This window comes from Amycolatopsis sp. NPDC005003 (genome assembly GCF_053600695.1).
The window spans coordinates 233,360-248,989 of record NZ_JBSGAI010000007.1 but is presented as its reverse complement, the minus strand read 5'-3'; the positions used below and the strand labels follow the sequence as shown (position 1 = coordinate 248,989).

The 15,630-nt window shown below is 70.0% G+C and carries 16 protein-coding genes; 7 read left to right on the top strand and 9 right to left on the bottom strand.

Annotated elements, in window-relative coordinates:
• Positions 1 to 29: 29 nt before the first annotated feature.
• Complete coding sequence (locus ACWED2_RS11495) at positions 30 to 1,370, top strand: aminotransferase-like domain-containing protein (protein ID WP_449690347.1); 1,341 nt, start codon at positions 30 to 32, stop codon at positions 1,368 to 1,370.
• Positions 1,371 to 1,396: 26 nt separating this feature from the next.
• Positions 1,397 to 2,341 carry a D-alanine--D-alanine ligase family protein gene (locus ACWED2_RS11490; RefSeq protein WP_449690346.1) on the top strand — a complete coding sequence of 315 codons (945 nt, stop codon included), beginning with the start codon at positions 1,397 to 1,399 and terminating at the stop codon, positions 2,339 to 2,341.
• A gap of 123 nt (positions 2,342 to 2,464) precedes the next feature.
• Here ACWED2_RS11490 and ACWED2_RS11485 read toward each other — a convergent pair whose 3' ends face one another.
• The 9 genes from ACWED2_RS11485 to rpmH form a co-directional block, all read right to left on the bottom strand.
• Positions 2,465 to 3,472 (bottom strand): ParB/RepB/Spo0J family partition protein, encoded by a 1,008-nt coding sequence (locus ACWED2_RS11485; protein WP_449690345.1) that lies wholly within the window; start codon positions 3,470 to 3,472, stop codon positions 2,465 to 2,467.
• The gene (locus ACWED2_RS11480; protein ID WP_396136865.1) at positions 3,469 to 4,395 is read right to left on the bottom strand and encodes a ParA family protein; all 927 of its coding nucleotides are present in this window, start codon (positions 4,393 to 4,395) and stop codon (positions 3,469 to 3,471) included. Before ACWED2_RS11480 ends, ACWED2_RS11485 begins: the two co-directional genes overlap by 4 nt.
• Before the next feature lie 77 nt (positions 4,396 to 4,472).
• The gene (rsmG, locus tag ACWED2_RS11475; protein WP_449690344.1) at positions 4,473 to 5,156 is read right to left on the bottom strand and encodes a 16S rRNA (guanine(527)-N(7))-methyltransferase RsmG; all 684 of its coding nucleotides are present in this window, start codon (positions 5,154 to 5,156) and stop codon (positions 4,473 to 4,475) included.
• A gap of 145 nt (positions 5,157 to 5,301) precedes the next feature.
• Entirely contained in the window at positions 5,302 to 5,838 is a 537-nt protein-coding gene (locus tag ACWED2_RS11470; RefSeq protein ID WP_449690343.1) for a DUF6886 family protein, read from the bottom strand.
• Positions 5,839 to 5,901: 63 nt separating this feature from the next.
• Entirely contained in the window at positions 5,902 to 6,459 is a 558-nt protein-coding gene (locus ACWED2_RS11465) for a Jag family protein (protein WP_449690342.1), read from the bottom strand.
• A 30-nt stretch (positions 6,460 to 6,489) separates the two neighbouring features.
• The gene (gene yidC / locus ACWED2_RS11460) at positions 6,490 to 7,620 is read right to left on the bottom strand and encodes a membrane protein insertase YidC (RefSeq protein ID WP_449690341.1); all 1,131 of its coding nucleotides are present in this window, start codon (positions 7,618 to 7,620) and stop codon (positions 6,490 to 6,492) included.
• A 5-nt stretch (positions 7,621 to 7,625) separates the two neighbouring features.
• Entirely contained in the window at positions 7,626 to 7,955 is a 330-nt protein-coding gene (gene yidD, locus ACWED2_RS11455; RefSeq protein WP_449690340.1) for a membrane protein insertion efficiency factor YidD, read from the bottom strand.
• Between the two features lie 5 nt (positions 7,956 to 7,960).
• Positions 7,961 to 8,395, bottom strand: a complete 435-nt coding sequence (gene rnpA / locus ACWED2_RS11450; RefSeq protein WP_449690339.1) for a ribonuclease P protein component — start codon at positions 8,393 to 8,395, stop codon at positions 7,961 to 7,963.
• A 20-nt stretch (positions 8,396 to 8,415) separates the two neighbouring features.
• Complete coding sequence (gene rpmH / locus ACWED2_RS11445) at positions 8,416 to 8,559, bottom strand: 50S ribosomal protein L34 (protein ID WP_043787046.1); 144 nt, start codon at positions 8,557 to 8,559, stop codon at positions 8,416 to 8,418.
• A gap of 587 nt (positions 8,560 to 9,146) precedes the next feature.
• On the opposite strand from rpmH, the gene dnaA reads away from it, so the two are divergent.
• The 5 genes from dnaA to ACWED2_RS11420 all read left to right on the top strand — a co-directional run bounded on the left by dnaA (position 9,147) and on the right by ACWED2_RS11420 (position 15,579).
• A complete protein-coding gene (dnaA, locus tag ACWED2_RS11440; protein WP_449690338.1) occupies positions 9,147 to 10,772 on the top strand; it encodes a chromosomal replication initiator protein DnaA in 1,626 nt (541 codons plus the stop codon).
• A gap of 869 nt (positions 10,773 to 11,641) precedes the next feature.
• On the top strand, positions 11,642 to 12,775 hold the full coding sequence (dnaN, locus tag ACWED2_RS11435; RefSeq protein WP_086850712.1) for a DNA polymerase III subunit beta: 1,134 nt from the start codon (positions 11,642 to 11,644) through the stop codon (positions 12,773 to 12,775).
• 33 nt (positions 12,776 to 12,808) lie between these two features.
• Positions 12,809 to 13,699, top strand: a complete 891-nt coding sequence (gene gnd, locus ACWED2_RS11430) for a phosphogluconate dehydrogenase (NAD(+)-dependent, decarboxylating) (protein ID WP_449690337.1) — start codon at positions 12,809 to 12,811, stop codon at positions 13,697 to 13,699.
• 10 nt (positions 13,700 to 13,709) lie between these two features.
• Positions 13,710 to 14,864, top strand: a complete 1,155-nt coding sequence (gene recF, locus ACWED2_RS11425) for a DNA replication/repair protein RecF (RefSeq protein WP_449690336.1) — start codon at positions 13,710 to 13,712, stop codon at positions 14,862 to 14,864.
• 109 nt (positions 14,865 to 14,973) lie between these two features.
• Positions 14,974 to 15,579, top strand: coding sequence for a DciA family protein (locus ACWED2_RS11420; RefSeq protein WP_449690335.1), 606 nt, complete (start codon positions 14,974 to 14,976; stop codon positions 15,577 to 15,579).
• Positions 15,580 to 15,630: the final 51 nt, after the last annotated feature.

Genomic DNA, 15,630 nt, shown 5'->3' with positions numbered 1-15,630 from the left:
CGTGTCCACCGAGCCCCGGGTGAACGTCGATGACCGAGAACCGCCCCAGCAAGCCGCAGAGTGGTGTCCAAAAGCAGCAGAGCGGCCGTCAGAACCTCGACCCGCACCTCGAGCGGTACGCCGCGCGCACCGCGGGGATGACCGCCTCCGAGATCCGGGCGCTGTTCGCGGTGGCCAGCCGGCCCGAGGTGGTTTCGCTGGCCGGCGGCATGCCGAACCTGGCCGCGCTCCCGCTCGACACGCTGTCGGCGCAGGTGGCCGAGATCATCGCCGAAGACGGCCTGGTGGCACTGCAGTACGGCTCGGCGCACGGCGTCCCGGTGCTGCGCGAGCAGATCTGCGAAATCATGGCCCTGGAGGGCATCAAGGCGCACCCGGACGACGTCGTGGTGACCGTCGGCTCCCAGATGGGCCTGGACATGGTCACGCGGCTGTTCTGCGACCCGGGTGACGTCGTGATCGCCGAAGGTCCCTCGTACGTCGGCGCGCTGGGCTCGTTCGCCGCGTACCAGGCGCAGGTCGTGCACGTGGCGATGGACGACCACGGCCTCGTGCCGGAGCTGCTGCGCGAGGCGCTCGACCGCACGGCGAAGGCCGGCCACCGGGTCAAGTTCCTCTACACGATCCCGAACTTCCACAACCCCGCCGGCGTCACGCTGGCCGTCGAGCGCCGCGCGGAGATCCTTGAGATCTGCCGCGAGCACGGCGTCCTGGTCGTCGAAGACAACCCGTACGGGTTGCTCGGTTTCGACGGGCAGACGTACCCCGCGCTGCGGTCGACCGACCCCGACAACGTCGTGTACCTCGGCTCGTTCTCCAAGACCTTCGCCTCCGGCCTGCGCGTCGGCTGGGTGCTGGCGCCGCACGCGGTGCGCGAGAAGCTCGTGCTCGCCGCGGAGTCGGCGACGCTGTGCCCGCCGACGTTCAACCAGATGATCGTGTCGCGGTACCTGGCCACGCACGACTGGAAGGGCCAGATCAAGAAGTTCCGCGAGAACTACCGCGAGCGGCGCGACGCGATCCTCTCCGCGCTCGACCAGTACCTGCCCCCGGGCTGCTCCTGGACCAAGCCGGACGGCGGCTTCTACGTCTGGGTGACGGTGCCGGAAGGTGTCGACACGAAGGCGATGCTGCCGCGCGCGGTGACAGCGCGGGTGGCGTACGCGTCCGGAACCGGCTTCTACGCCGACGGGTTCGGCAGCCGCCAGATGCGGCTGTCCTACTGCTACCCGACGCCGGAGCGCATCCGTGAAGGCGTGCGGCGACTGGCGGCCGTGCTGGAGTCTGAAATGGACCTGGCCCGCACCTTCGGTAACGTGAGCGCGCGCCGGATCCAGGGGCCGCAGAACCCGTCCCCGGACACGGTCTAATTCTTCTTCGCTAAGGAGTTTCCACGGTGGTCGACCGTACCGTTGCCGTGCTCGCCGGCGGTCTCTCGCACGAGCGCGACGTCTCGCTGAGGTCCGGGCGGCGGCTCTCCGCGGCGCTCAAGTCCGAAGGCTTCGGCATCGAGGAGTGGGACACCGACGGGGGCCTGCTGGAGCGGCTGCGCACGCAGCGCCCGGACGCGGTGGTCGTCGCGCTGCACGGCGGTGAGGGCGAGAACGGCTCGGTGCAGACGGTGCTGGAGATGCTGGACGTGCCGTTCGTCGGCACCGGCTCCCAGGGCTGCCGCCGCGCGTGGGACAAGCCGACCGCGAAGGCACTGCTGCAGAACGCCGGGTTCGTGACGCCGGGCTGGGTGGTGCTGCCGCACAGCACGTTCCGCGAGCTCGGCGCCCAGGCGGTGCTCGACGCGATGGTGGAGCGCCTCGGCCTGCCGCTGATCCTCAAGCCGGACCAGGGCGGCTCCGCGCTCGGCACCCAGGTGGTGCGCGAGGCGGCGGAACTGCCGGCGGCGATGGTCGGCTGCTTCGCGTACGGGGACACCGTCCTCGCCGAGCGGTTCGTGGACGGCGTCGAGGTGGCGGTGACGGTCATCGAGGGCGAGGACGGGCCCGAGGCTCTCCCCGCGGTCGAGATCGTCCCGGAGAGCGGCGTGTACGACTACACGGCCCGCTACACCGCCGGCCTGACCGACTTCTTCACCCCGGCCCGGCTCGACGACGCTCCCGCCAAGGCGGTGGCCGAACTCGCGGTCGCCGCCCACCGCGTGCTCGGCTTGCGGGACATCTCGCGGACCGACGCGATCGTCGCCCCGGACGGCACGGTCCACTTCCTCGAAGTCAACCCGTCGCCGGGCCTCACCGAGACCTCGACCGTCCCGATGGCCATCGACGCGGCGGGCAAGTCGCTCGGCACGGTGTTCGCCGAACTGATCGCGCGGGCCATCTCCCGCTGACTCTCGACACGCGAAAGGCCCCTGCGGATCTTCCGCGGGGGCCTTTTTCGTGTGATCACCTACTGTGTCCGTCACCGCTCCGATGAGCAATCATCACCGTGACGAAACACCCTGGGGTGATCCCTAATCGGTTTTCGGTGTCTGATTCATCCCATTCGCGTCCATGATCGCGACGATCCGCTCGAGGTCGTCGACCGACCCGAACTCGAGCGTGATCCGCCCCTTCCGGCGGCCGAGGTCGACCTTCACCCGCGTGTCGAAGCGGTCCGAAAGCCGGTTCGCCAGTTCCTGCAACCCCGGCGCCTGGATCGGCTTGCGCGGCGCGGGCTTCGGCTTGGCCGGCTTCTCGCTCTTCTTGAGCGTGACGGCTTCCTCGGTCGCCCGGACCGACATGCCCTCCGCGACAATGCGCGCGGCGAGCTCCTCCTGGCTCTCGGCGTCCTCCAGCGACAGCAACGCGCGGGCGTGGCCGGCGGACAGGACGCCCGCGGCCACCCGGCGCTGCACCGGCAGGGGGAGCTTGAGGAGCCGGATCGTGTTGGTGATGACCGGACGGCTGCGGCCGATCCGGCTCGCCAGTTCCTCGTGCGTGACCGCGAACTCGTCGAGCAGCTGCTGGTACGCCGCCGCCTCTTCGAGCGGGTTCAGCTGGACGCGGTGGATGTTCTCCAGGAGCGCGTCGCGCAGCATCGACTCGTCGGCGGTCTGCCGGACGATCGCCGGGATCGCTTCGAGCTCGGCTTGCTGCGAGGCGCGCAGCCGCCGCTCGCCCATGACGAGCTCGTACTCGTCGTTGCCGAGCTCGCGGACGACGATGGGCTGCATGAGCCCGAACTCGCGGATCGAGTGCTCGAGTTCGGCGAGCGCGTCTTCGTCGAAGACCTGGCGCGGCTGCTTCGGGTTCGGCTTGATCGAGCTGACCGGGATCTCGCGGTACACCGCCCCGGCGACCTCGCCGCTGACCTCTGGACGCTGGCCGGCCGCGCCGTTCGCCGCGAACCAGCCCTTGTCGTCGGCCGTCTTCTTGTCGGCCGCGTCGCCGGACGGCGTCGGCAGTGGCCCGCCGGTCGCCGGTCCGGTCGGGATCAGGGCGGCGAGGCCGCGCCCCAGCCCTCCTCGACGCTCGGTCATGTCGAACTACCCTTCTCCATCTGTGCGCCGCGCTCGGCGATCTCCTTGGCCGCGTCGACGTAGCTCATCGCCCCGCGCGAACCGGGGTCGTAGGCGAGCACGGTCTGGCCGTACCCGGGCGCCTCGGACACCTTCACGCTGCGGGGGATGACCGTCTTGAGGACGGTGTCGCCGAAATGGTTCCGCACCTCGTTGGTCACCTGGTCGGCCAGCTTGGTCCGGCCGTCGTACATGGTGAGCAGGATCGTCGAGACGCGGAGTTCGCGGTTGAGGTGCTGCTGCACGAGCTCGATGTTGCTCAGCAGCTGCCCCAGACCTTCGAGCGCGTAGTACTCGCACTGGATCGGGATGAGCACCTCCTGCGCGGCGACCATCGCGTTGACCGTCAGCAGGCCCAGCGACGGCGGGCAGTCGATGAGGACGTAGTCGACGCCGATCTCGTCGAGGATCTCCGAGGAGATGGCCTCCTTGAGCCGGGACTCGCGGGACGCCATCGAGACGAGTTCGATCTCGGCGCCGGCGAGGTCGATCGTCGCCGGCACGCAGAAGAGGTTAGGGGACTGCTCGGTCGGCTGGGCCGCCTCGGCGAGCGTCACCTCGCCGATGAGCACCTCGTAGATGGAGGGCGTCCCGGACCGGTGGTCGACGTCGAGCGCGGTGCTCGCGTTGCCCTGCGGGTCAAGGTCGACGACGAGCGTCTTGAGCCCGTGGAGCGCGAGTGCGGCGGCGAGGTTGACCGTGCTGGTGGTCTTGCCGACGCCGCCCTTCTGGTTGGCGACGGTCAGCACGCGGCGGCGGCCGGGGCGGGGGAGTGTCCCCTCTTCCGGGTGCAGCAGACGCGCGGCGCGGGCGGCTTCTTCGGCGATCGGCGTCCAGCCCACGTCGTGGCTGGTCTCCGTGGAGTCGGACGGCGGGGGATTCACCGGTCTCGACACCTCCTCCATCTAGACGTCTGGTCGGTGGTCGAGTCGCTACGTTTCACGTGGAACATGGCGGCCCGTTAACGCTTCCTGCTCCGCGCCTTCGGCTTCGTCGCCGACGGCAGGCGCCGGATCTTCACAACCGTGCTGGGGACCTCTAGTACGGCGGCACCGCACTCGACGATCAGCGGGTCGGCCCCGCCGGCCTTCCGGATGGCGGCACCGTCCCGCTCGATCTCGTCCGCCGCGCTGGCGCCTTTGAGGGCGACCAGGAAACCGTCGGGACGAACGAGCGGTAGGCACCAGTCCGCGAGCTTGGCGAGCGGGGCGACCGCGCGAGCGGTGACGATGTCGGCGCCACCGAGCTGCTCACGCACAGGCCGCTCCTCCGCGCGCCCACGGACGATGGTGATCGGGAGTTCCAGCTTCTCGGCCACCTCGGCCAGCCAGTCCACCCGGCGGGCCATCGGTTCGAGCAAGACGATATCGAGGTCCGGTCGCGCGATCGCCAGCGGTACACCCGGAAGCCCGGCACCGGACCCGACGTCGACAACGCGCACCCCCTCGGGCATCTGCTCACCGATCACCGCCGAGTTGAGCACGTGCCGTTCCCACAGCCGCTCGACTTCCCGCGGACCGATCAGCCCCCGCTCGACCCCGTGCCGCTCCAGGAGTTCGACGTACCCGGCCGCTTGGTCGACGTGCGCACCGAACACTCGCTCTGCCGCGGCCCGTACCGCCTCCGCGGACTCGTCCAAGCTCACTCCGTCTACTCCTCGTCCGCCGGTTTCACGTGAAACCGCGCTCGTTCGATTGTCCCCGATGAACCGAAGAAGACGAGCCGACAGTCCGAAGATGTGGACAACTCCACTCGCGCGGCGGCGGGTGTGGCCGGTTCCACGTGAAACATCACGCGTGTAATTCGCTCGGCCGAGGCGCCGCGTTGCCCAACCGGATGCCGCTGAAGCCGATCGAGCTGTCCACCACCGCGTCGACGAACGCCCACAGGTTCGGCAGCAAGCGCAGCTCGATCCCCGCCGACGCGTGGAGCGCGAGCAGGTCGCCGACGGGCTCCGGCGGAGCGAGGGGCAGCACCGGCTCCGTCGACACCATCGCAGACGCGTGCTCGCCGAACACCCGGAACGACGCCGCCGCGAACCGGTACGCGTACAGCCGGGCCGACTGCATCGCCGGGAGCCACTCGTACTCGATCGCGTGGACGCGGGCCGAACCGAGCCGCGCGCGATCGGTCGCCGACGTCTCCGGTGTCGCCCACGCCAGCACGCGGGGGCACTGCCGCGGGAACCAGTAGTCCGGCGCGCGCGCCGCGTCGACCGCCCAGACGTACGCCTCCGGCTGCCGGGCCGTCGCCGCCACGTGCGGCTCGAAGCGGGTGATCGTCGGGTCTTCGGAGAAGTGGAGGACCTCACCGGGCACCGGGCGCATGGGTACAAAGAAGCGGCCCCACCTGACCGAGTCAAGTGGGGCCGCTCTCGAACCGTCCGGGGCTCAGGACTCCGGGAAGATCACCACACGGCGCTTCGGGTCTTCGCCTTCGCTCTCGCTCGTGACGCCCGAGACCGTCGCCACCGCGTCGTGGACGACCTTGCGCTCGAACGGGCTCATCGGCTGCAGCCGCACCCGCTCGCCGCTCTTGAGGACCGACTCCGCCGTCGAGCGGCCGAGCTCCTTCAGCTCCTCGCGGCGGTCCGCGCGCCAGCCCGCGATGTCCAGCATCAGGCGGCTGCGGGAGCCCGTCTCCTGCTGGACCGCCAGGCGGGTCAGCTCCTGCAGCGCCTCGAGCACGGTGCCGCGCGGGCCGACGAGCTTCTCGAGGTCCTCGCCGCCGTCGATGCTCACGATCGCGCGGCCGGCTTCGACGTCGAGGTCGATGTCGCCGTCGTAGTCGAGCAGATCCAGCAGGCGCTCGAGGTAGTCGCCCGCGATGTCGCCCTCCTGGACCAGGATGTCGTCACCGCCCGCCTTCTGCTCCTCCACTGCCTCCGCGGCCGTCTCCGGGGTCACGTCGTCCTCATCGGCGTCGATCGTGTCGATCGTCTCCGACATCATTCGTCTCCTCTCCGAACCGGGCGCGCCTCAGCGGCGCTTCCGGCCCGACTTCCTGGTCGAGTCTTTGAGAAGGCCCGGCACGCCCGTGCCGTTGTCCTTCGAGCCGTTGGTGTCGGCCGGGGCCTGGTCCGCCACGGTCGCGCCGTCCGCCTTCGCGGCGGCGGCTGCCTCCGCCGGGGAGGTCTGCGCGAAGCCGTGGGCCGAGCCCGCCTTCGTGACCTTCTTCGCCGTGCCGGTCTGGGCGGGCTGGTTCTTCTTCTGCTGGACCGGCTTCTGACCGACCTTCGGCGCGGTCGGTTTCTGGCCCGGCTTCGGCCCGAGCGTCGCGCGCTTCTCGGCGGCCTCCGCCTTGCGGGCCGCCTCTTCCTTGTCGATCTTCGTGTAGACGAGCCGCTGCTGCATCAGGGTCCAGCCGTTGTTCGCCAGCCAGTAGAAGAGGAGGCCGAGCGGGAACAGGGCACCGAAGACGAGGACACCGAGCGGGAAGATGTACATCGTCAGCTTGTTCATGATCGCGGTCTGCGGGGTGGCCGACGCGGCGTTCTGGCGGGCCACCGAGTGCCGCGCGGTGAGGTGCGTGGCGATCGACGCGACGATCATCAGGGGCAGCGCGACCGGAAGCACGCTCCAGTGGAAGCCGACGTTCGTGGCCCCGCCGCTGACGACACCGACACCGTTGTAGACGGCTTCACCGAGGTTGACGCCGAAGAGCTTCGCGTTGACGTAGGACTCGACGTCGTGCTGGCTGAACCAGTAGTTCTCGGTCTTCGGGCCGCCACCGGGCGGCGGCATCGTGAACGCGCGCAGGACGTGGTTCAGGCCGATGAACACCGGGATCTGCAGGATCATCGGCAGGCAGCTGCCGAGCGGGTTGACGCCGTGCTCCTTCTGGAGCTTCTGCATCTCCGCGGCCTGGCGCTGCCGGTCGTTCGCGTACTTCTTCTGGATCTTCTTCATTTCCGGCGCGAAGTCCTGCATCTTCTTCATCGACCGGACCTGGTTCACGAACGGCTTGAACATGATGCCGCGGACCGTGAACGTCAGGAAGATGATGCCGAGGATCCAGGCGATCGCCGTCGACTCCCCGAAGACGAACCCGAAGACCTTGTGCCAACACCAGAGGATGAAGGACACGGGGTAGTAGATGAAATCGAGCACTGCTGCTACTCCTCGATCGGTGTTTCAGGTCTGCGGTGTCGCCACGAGAACGTCTCGGGCACGGGGTCGCGGCCGGGTGGCGTCCAGGGGCCGCAGCGCAGCAGCCGGCGCAGCGCGAGGTAGGAGCCGCGTCCGGCGCCGTGCCGGGTGAGGGCTTCGACTGCGTATGCGCTGCAGCTCGGGTAGAACCGGCAGGCCGGCGGGAGGAAGGGCGAAATCGCCTTGCGGTAGAGCTTGATCGGGAGCAGCAGGACCCAGGCGACCGGGCCGGGCCGCGGGGGCTCGGTTCCGTGGTCGTGGTCGTGCGCTGAGTCGTGCTCGGGGGTGGCTCGCATGCCTGTCACACCGCTGATCCGTGGTCGGGGGTCGCGTCCGCGGGACGCGTCGGGCGGGGGACATCCCCGGCCGGACGGCGCGACGACAGAAGCCCCAGCCGACGCAGCGCGGCGTCGAGGTCGGACCCGAGCTCGGCGCTGGACGCGGTCGACGACGGCGGCAATGCCCGTACGACCAACGCAGTGCCGGCGGGCAGTGTTCCGAGCCTGGCCGAAACGAGATGACGCAACCGGCGGCTGACGCGGTGGCGGACCACCGAATTGCCGACGGCCTTGCTCACCACAAAACCCGCCCTGGCCGCCGACAGTGTGTCGGCGGCCGCGGACGGGTCCGTGGTCAGCGCGTGGACGACGAGGCGGCGCCTGCCTGCCCGGGACCCGCGACGGAGAACCACGCGGAAATCCTCACTCCGCCGCAGACGTGCGGCAGCCGGCAGCACAGCGCGCCCCGATCGTGCGATCAGGCGGACAGCGCGGCGCGGCCCTTGCGACGGCGGGCCGCCAGGATGGCCCGGCCGGCGCGGGTCCGCATGCGCAGGCGGAACCCGTGGGTCTTCGCGCGGCGGCGGTTGTTCGGCTGGAAGGTGCGCTTACCCTTGCTCACTGCTTCTCCTGTGTGTCGCGTCGGACGCGGGGATTTCCTCCCCGTCGCCTGGCGTGTCGTGCGGGCGCACGGCAGTCTCTGGTGTCTCCTACCAACGTGTGGCCTCGTCACGACGAGCGACGACAACGTGGGCACGCGAAACGCACCCGTCGCATACGGGAGACCTTACGAGGGTACGCACCCCCGTCGGGCGGCCGGTAAGCACCCCCTCGGCCACGGTACGCGACCGGTCGGCACGCCCGGGAAGTTCGACGCCGCGGCACCGAATGGCAACCGGCCGTGCACCGTGAAATGCTGGCCGCCCAGGATGCCTTGTGGCCGCGAGCGGGGCTTGTTAGCGTGCCTCTCTCGGGTCACCGGTCGAGGTGCACGAGTATCCGGGTGGTGGAGTGCCCACCGGCGTACGACGAGCCCGCAGGTGGTGGCGCCGCGGGTCGCCGTACATTAGTGCACAGCTGTGGACAACTATGTGGATATTCGCTGTGCCGGTGCGCGGACAGGTCTCCTGTGATCGCCGGGTGGAGTGACCGGGGAGTTCCGGGGCCGGCTCGGCCGTCCACGCCGACGAGGGGAGGGGAGCCAGACAGGTGTCGGATCACCAGCACAATCTGGGTGTCATCTGGGAACAGGTGGTACGCGAACTGTCCGACGGGACCCTGTCCCCCCAGCAGCGCGCCTGGATGCGCGTGACCCGTCCGATCGGCCTGCTCGACGGCACGGCGCTACTGGCAGCGCCCAGCGACTTCGCGAAGGAAGCGATCGAACGCGGGCTGCGCGGCGCGATCACCGACGCGCTGTCCCGGCGGCTCGGCCGCGCCATCTCCCTCGCGGTCAAGGTCGACAGCGCCGAAGCCGTCGCCCCGGCCCCCGCGCCCCGCTACGTGCCGTCACCCGGCCGGGTGGAAAACGGCGCGGGCCCCGAACCCGCTCCGCCGATGCCGGCCAACGGCGCCCCGATGATGCCGCCGCCGCGGCCCGAACCGGCGCAGCCGATGCCCCCGATGCCGATGCCGGCGCACCAGGCCGTCGCGCCGAAGCCGGATGATGGCGACGACACCGACGAGGAAGTCGACGAAGAGGGCGAGGCCCTCGCCGCGGTCCACGAGATCTGGCCGACGTTCTCCGGCCAGCCGATCGCGGGCCAGCCGTACACTGCGCCGGCGCAGCCGCAGACGTCGAAGACGAAGCTGAACGAGAAGTACACCTTCGACACCTTCGTCATCGGCGCGTCCAACCGCTTCGCGCACGCGGCCGCGGTCGCCGTCGCCGAAGCGCCGGCCCGCGCGTACAACCCGCTCTTCATCTGGGGTGAGTCCGGGCTCGGCAAGACGCACCTGCTGCACGCGGTCGGCCACTACGCGCAACGGCTCTTCCCGGGCATGCGCGTCCGGTACGTCTCGACCGAAGAGTTCACGAACGACTTCATCAACTCGCTGCGCGACGACCGCAAGGTCGCGTTCCAGCGGCGCTACCGCGACATCGACATCCTGCTCGTCGACGACATCCAGTTCCTGGAGGGCAAGGAAGGCACGCAGGAAGAGTTCTTCCACACCTTCAACACCCTCCACAACGCGAACAAGCAGATCGTGGTCAGCTCCGACCGCCCGCCGAAGCGCCTCGAAACGCTGGAGGACCGGCTGCGGACGCGGTTCGAGTGGGGCCTGATCACCGACATCCAGCCGCCCGAGCTCGAGACGCGCATCGCGATCCTCCGCAAGAAGGCGGCGCAGGACAGGCTGGCGGTGCCGGGCGAGGTCCTCGAGTTCATCGCTTCGCGCGTCGAGGCGAACATCCGTGAGCTCGAAGGCGCGCTGATCCGCGTCACCGCGTTCGCGTCCCTGAACCAGCAGCCGGTGGACAGCGCGCTCGCCGAGATCGTGCTGCGCGACCTGATCCCCGACTCGCACGCGCCGGAGATCACCGCGCCGACCATCATGGGCGTCACGTCCGAGTTCTTCGACGTCACGCTCGACGACCTGTGCGGCCCCGGCAAGACGAAGGCGCTCGCCACGGCCCGCCAGATCGCGATGTACCTCTGCCGCGAGCTCACCGACATGTCGCTGCCGAAGATCGGGCAGACGTTCGGCGGCCGCGACCACACGACCGTCATGCACGCGGACAAGAAGATCCGCAAGGAGATGGCCGAGCGCCGGCGCATCTACGACCAGGTGCAGGAGCTCACCTCGCGCATCAAGCAGCGCGCTCGCCAGTAGCACATCCCTTACCTCCCAACGACTTCGGGGCGTCCGCTCAATGTGGACGCCCCTTCGTCGTCTCCGGGCACAGTCGTCTTTGGACGCTCTGGGGCGCGAAGCAGGTGTACGCGCCTTCGCTGCTTCGCGCGCGTACGCGTGCTTCGCCAAACTCGCGAAAATTGTTTGTACACAAGGGGTTTTCCCCACCGTGTGGGCGGATTGCCCACAGTGCCAACGGATCTCCCACCAGCGAAGACCCGGATTCCCTCCACACCCCGCCCACAGGCGATCCACAGCGCATCCACACCCTTGTCCACGCTGATTCCACAGGTTGCCCACATGATGTGCACAGGAGGAGCCGATCACTCGGAAGAGGGGTTCGGACCCCGTCCGGCACCCCCAGACCCTGGGTACAAATCGCCCCACACCTGGGGACAACCGTGGGGACAACTGGGGACAGCTGTGGATGGATCCGGGGTCGCCCGAAACCATCCACGGACGGCCCGAACTACCCACAGGTCCGCCACCACGGTTCTCCACACGCCCGCGAGCCGTCCGACCTGCGCGAACGAGCTCGATCCACACAATCCACAACGCCTATTACTGCTACTGCCCTTAGATCTTTTGAAAGAGAGAACAAAACAAAAACAGGCGGAGGACGAAGTTGGGGACAGCCGCGAGATCGAGTCGTCATGTCGACAAAGTCAAGGGGAGGCCGAGGTGACGGCGGCCCCCGCGACGGCCTAACGTGGACGCCTGCACCTGGTCCGCGCTCCGGCCGCTCACGCGGAGGGCGGACCGGCCGGAGGGGGCAGCCGGTCTCTGCCCAGCGAGAACGTGGCCTGGCCCGAGCCCGAACGGGGCTCGATCGTCGAAAGGATGCGCGCATGAAGATCCGCGTCGAGCGTGACGGGCTCGCCGACGCCGTCGCGTGGGTGGCCAGAAGCCTCCCCTCCCGGCCTCCGGTGCCGGTGCTGGGCGGTGTCCTCCTCGACGCCGGTTCGGACGGCGAAACCGACGCGCTGACGGTCTCCGGCTTCGACTACGAGGTCTCCGCCACGGTCGGGGTCCCCGCGACGATCGCGGACGGCGGCCGCCTGCTCGTCTCCGGCCGTCTCCTGGCCGACATCACCAAGGCGCTGCCCGCGCAGCCGGTCGAGATCTCCGTCGACGGCGCCCGCGCCACCATCACGTGCGGCAGCGCGCGGTTCTCCCTGCCGACCATGCCGGTCGAGGACTACCCGCAGCTGCCGTCCCAGCCCGCCTTCGCCGGCGAGCTCGCCGGCGACGCGTTCGGCCAGGCCGTCACCCAGGTCGTCGTCGCCGCGGGCAAGGACGACACGCTCCCGATGCTCACCGGCATGCGGCTGGAGATCTCCGGCAGCTCGCTGACCCTGGTCGCGACCGACCGCTTCCGGCTCGCCATGCGCGAGTTCACCTGGCAGCCGGCCGAGGGCCTGGCCGACGCCGCGGTGCTCGTCCCCGCGCGCACGCTCGCCGAGGCCGCCAAGACGCTCGGCGCCTCCGGTGCCACGATCCGCCTCGCGCTCGCCAGCGGTGAAGGCCTGCTCGGCCTGTCCGGTTCGGGGCGCTACACGACGACCCGCCTGCTCGACGCGGAGTTCCCGCCGTACCGGCAGCTGCTGCCGGCGTCGCACACGTCGCGCGCGGTGATCGACGTGTCGGCGCTCACCGAGTCCATCAAGCGCGTTTCACTGGTGGCCGAGCGGGGGACTCAGGTACGACTGGAGTTCGGGGACAACTCGCTGCGGTTGTCCGCGGGCGGCGACGACGAGGGAAGCGCCGAAGAGGAGCTTCAGGTCGAGTACGAAGGTGAGCCGGTGACGATCGCGTTCAACCCGGGTTACCTCGTCGACGGTCTCGGCGCGCTCCACAGCGACCGGGCGGAGCTGACGTTCACCACGCCGAACCGCCCCGCGCTCATCAAGCCCGCCGACGCCGAGGGCAACGTCGTCCCCGGCTACCTCTACCTCCTGATGCCGGTCCGCCTCCCGGGCTGACCCGCAAACTCCTGAGCACGTAAGGGGATCCCGATGGTTCAGCTCGGTCTGATCGGCCTGGGCAAGATGGGCTTCAACATGCGTGAGCGGCTGCGTGCGGCCGGTCACGAGGTGGTCGGCTACGACCGCAACCCGGACGTCAGCGACACGACCTCGCTCGAGGACCTGGTGTCCAAACTGGACGGCCCGCGGATCGTCTGGATCATGGTCCCGGCCGGCGAGCCGACCCGGGCGACGGTCACCGAGCTGAGCAACCTGCTCGCCGCGGGCGACATGGTGATCGACGGCGGCAACTCGAAGTACACCGACGACAAGCTGAACGCCGAGCTGCTGGCGGCGAAGGACATCGGCTACGTCGACTGCGGTGTGTCCGGTGGCGTGTGGGGCAAGGACAACGGCTACGGCCTGATGGTCGGCGGCGCGGCCGCCGACGTCGAGAAGGCGATGCCGATCTTCGACGCGCTACGTCCGGAGGGCCCGCGCGAAGAGGGCTTCTCGCACGCCGGCGACGTCGGCGCGGGTCACTACGCGAAGATGATCCACAACGGCATCGAGTACGGCATGATGCAGGCCTTCGCCGAAGGCTTCGAGCTGCTCGAGGCCGCAAAGGTCGTCAAGGACGTGCCCGCGGTGATCAAGGGCTGGCAGCGCGGCACGGTCGTCCGGTCCTGGCTGCTCGACCTGCTCGTGCGCGCGCTCGACGAGGACCCGGAGCTGGACGACCTCGAGGGCTACGTCGAGGACTCGGGCGAAGGCCGCTGGACGCTGGAAGAGGCGATCAACAACGCGGTACCGGCGCCGGTCATCTCGGCCGCGCTGTTCGCGCGGTTCGCTTCGCGGCAGGAGCACTCGGCCGCGATGCGCGCGGTCGCCGCGCTGCGCAACCAGTTCGGTGGGCACGCCGTGAAGAAGATCGGCGGGTAGGGAGTTACTGGTGTATCTGCGACACCTGCAGGTCACCGACTTCCGCTCCTGGCCGCAGGCCGATCTCGCCCTCGAACCGGGGCCGACCGTGCTGGTCGGCCAGAACGGCCGCGGCAAGACCAACCTGCTGGAGGCGATCGGCTACGTCGCGACGCTGGGCTCGCACCGTGTCGCGACGGACGCGCCGCTGATCCGGCACGGCTGTGAGCGCGCGCTGGTGCGGGTCGCGGTGGTCAACGACGACCGCGAGCTGACCGTCGAGCTCGAGATCACCGCCGGCCGGGCGAACCGCGCCCGGGTGAACCGCGGTGCCGTCGGCCGGCCGCGGGACGTGCTCGGGATCCTGCGCACGGTGCTGTTCTCCCCGGAGGACCTGGCGCTCGTGCGCGGCGACCCGAGCGAGCGGCGCCGGTTCCTCGACGAGCTCCTGGTGCTGCGCGCGCCGCGGTACGCCGGGGTCCGGGCAGACTACGAGAAGGTGCTGAAGCAACGGAACGCCCTGCTCAAGACGGCCGGGAAGCGCCGTACCGGTCGCGAAGACCCGTACGCGCTGTCGACCCTCGAGGTCTGGGACGACCACCTCTCGGTGGCGGGCGCGGAGTTGCTGGCCGCGCGCCTGAACCTCGTCGCGGACCTCGGGCCGTACGCGGCGGCGGCGTACATGGGGGTCGCGCCCGACTCGCGGCCGGCGAAGATTTCGTACAAGTCGTCGCTGGGTGACGCGCTGCCGGAGACGTACGGCGTACCGGATGGCGAGCGGGCGCAACCCGAGGTGCTGAAGGACGTCTTACTCAAGGCGCTGGGTGAAGCCCGCAAGGCGGAGCTCGAGCGCGGTATCAGCCTGGTCGGCCCGCACCGGGACGAGCTGGAGCTGGTCCTGGGCCAAGCGCCGGCCAAGGGGTACGCGAGCCACGGCGAGTCGTGGTCGTTCGCGCTCGCCCTCCGGCTCGGCAGCTACGAGCTGCTGCGCGGGGAGGCGGGCGAGCCGGTACTGCTGCTCGACGACGTGTTCGCCGAGCTCGACCGCAAGCGCCGGGCCCGGCTGGCCGAGGTGGCCGCGAGCGCCGAGCAGGTGCTGGTGACCGCCGCGGTCGACGAAGACGTGCCCGGGGAGCTGGCCGGCGGCCGGTTCGTGGTGGCGGATGGTGAGATCACGCGTGGCTGAGCAGGGCGACCGACGACCACCCCGGGTGACGGGCGGCACAAACCGCACCCGATCTGGGGACAAACCTGTGGACAGTGTGGATAACACGGTGAATGAGTTATCGCTGCCCGTGACTTTGCGGCCAGATGGGTGGCACAAAACGCCTGCCGGTAGCTCTGAGCCTCTTGCCGATACTGCGCGTGACGGCGCCGTTGGGCCGAACGAGACCCCGACGACGGGACGCGACCTCGCGCACGCGGCGCTCGAGGCCGCGAAGGCCAAGGCGAAGGTGCGGGGCACGTCGCCCGGCCGCCGCCGGCCCGCGACGGGCGGCGGGCAGAACCCCCGGCGTCGCCGCTGGTCGGGCCCCGGCGCCGACGCGCGTGATCCGCAGCCGCTCGGCCAGCTGGTCTCCCGGCTGATGCGGGACCGCGGCTGGAACGAGAGCGTCACGAGCGCCCGCGTCTTCGCGCAGTGGGCGCGGCTGGTCGGCGAAGACGTCGCGGAGCACGCCCAGCCGGTCGCGCTGAAGGACGGCGAGCTCACCGTCCGCGCCAGCTCGACGGCGTGGGCCACCCAGCTCCGGTTGCTGCAGGGAAAGCTGCTGGCCAAGATCGCGGCGGGGGTCGGCAACGGCGTCGTCAAGCGCATGCGGATCCAGGGCCCGACCGCCCCGAGCTGGCGGAAGGGGCCTCGGCACGTGCCGGGCCGCGGCCCCCGTGACACGTACGGCTGACCCGGGTTGCGCGATGCTCGGTTGAGTGGGCCGAGAACGCATCCAGACCTC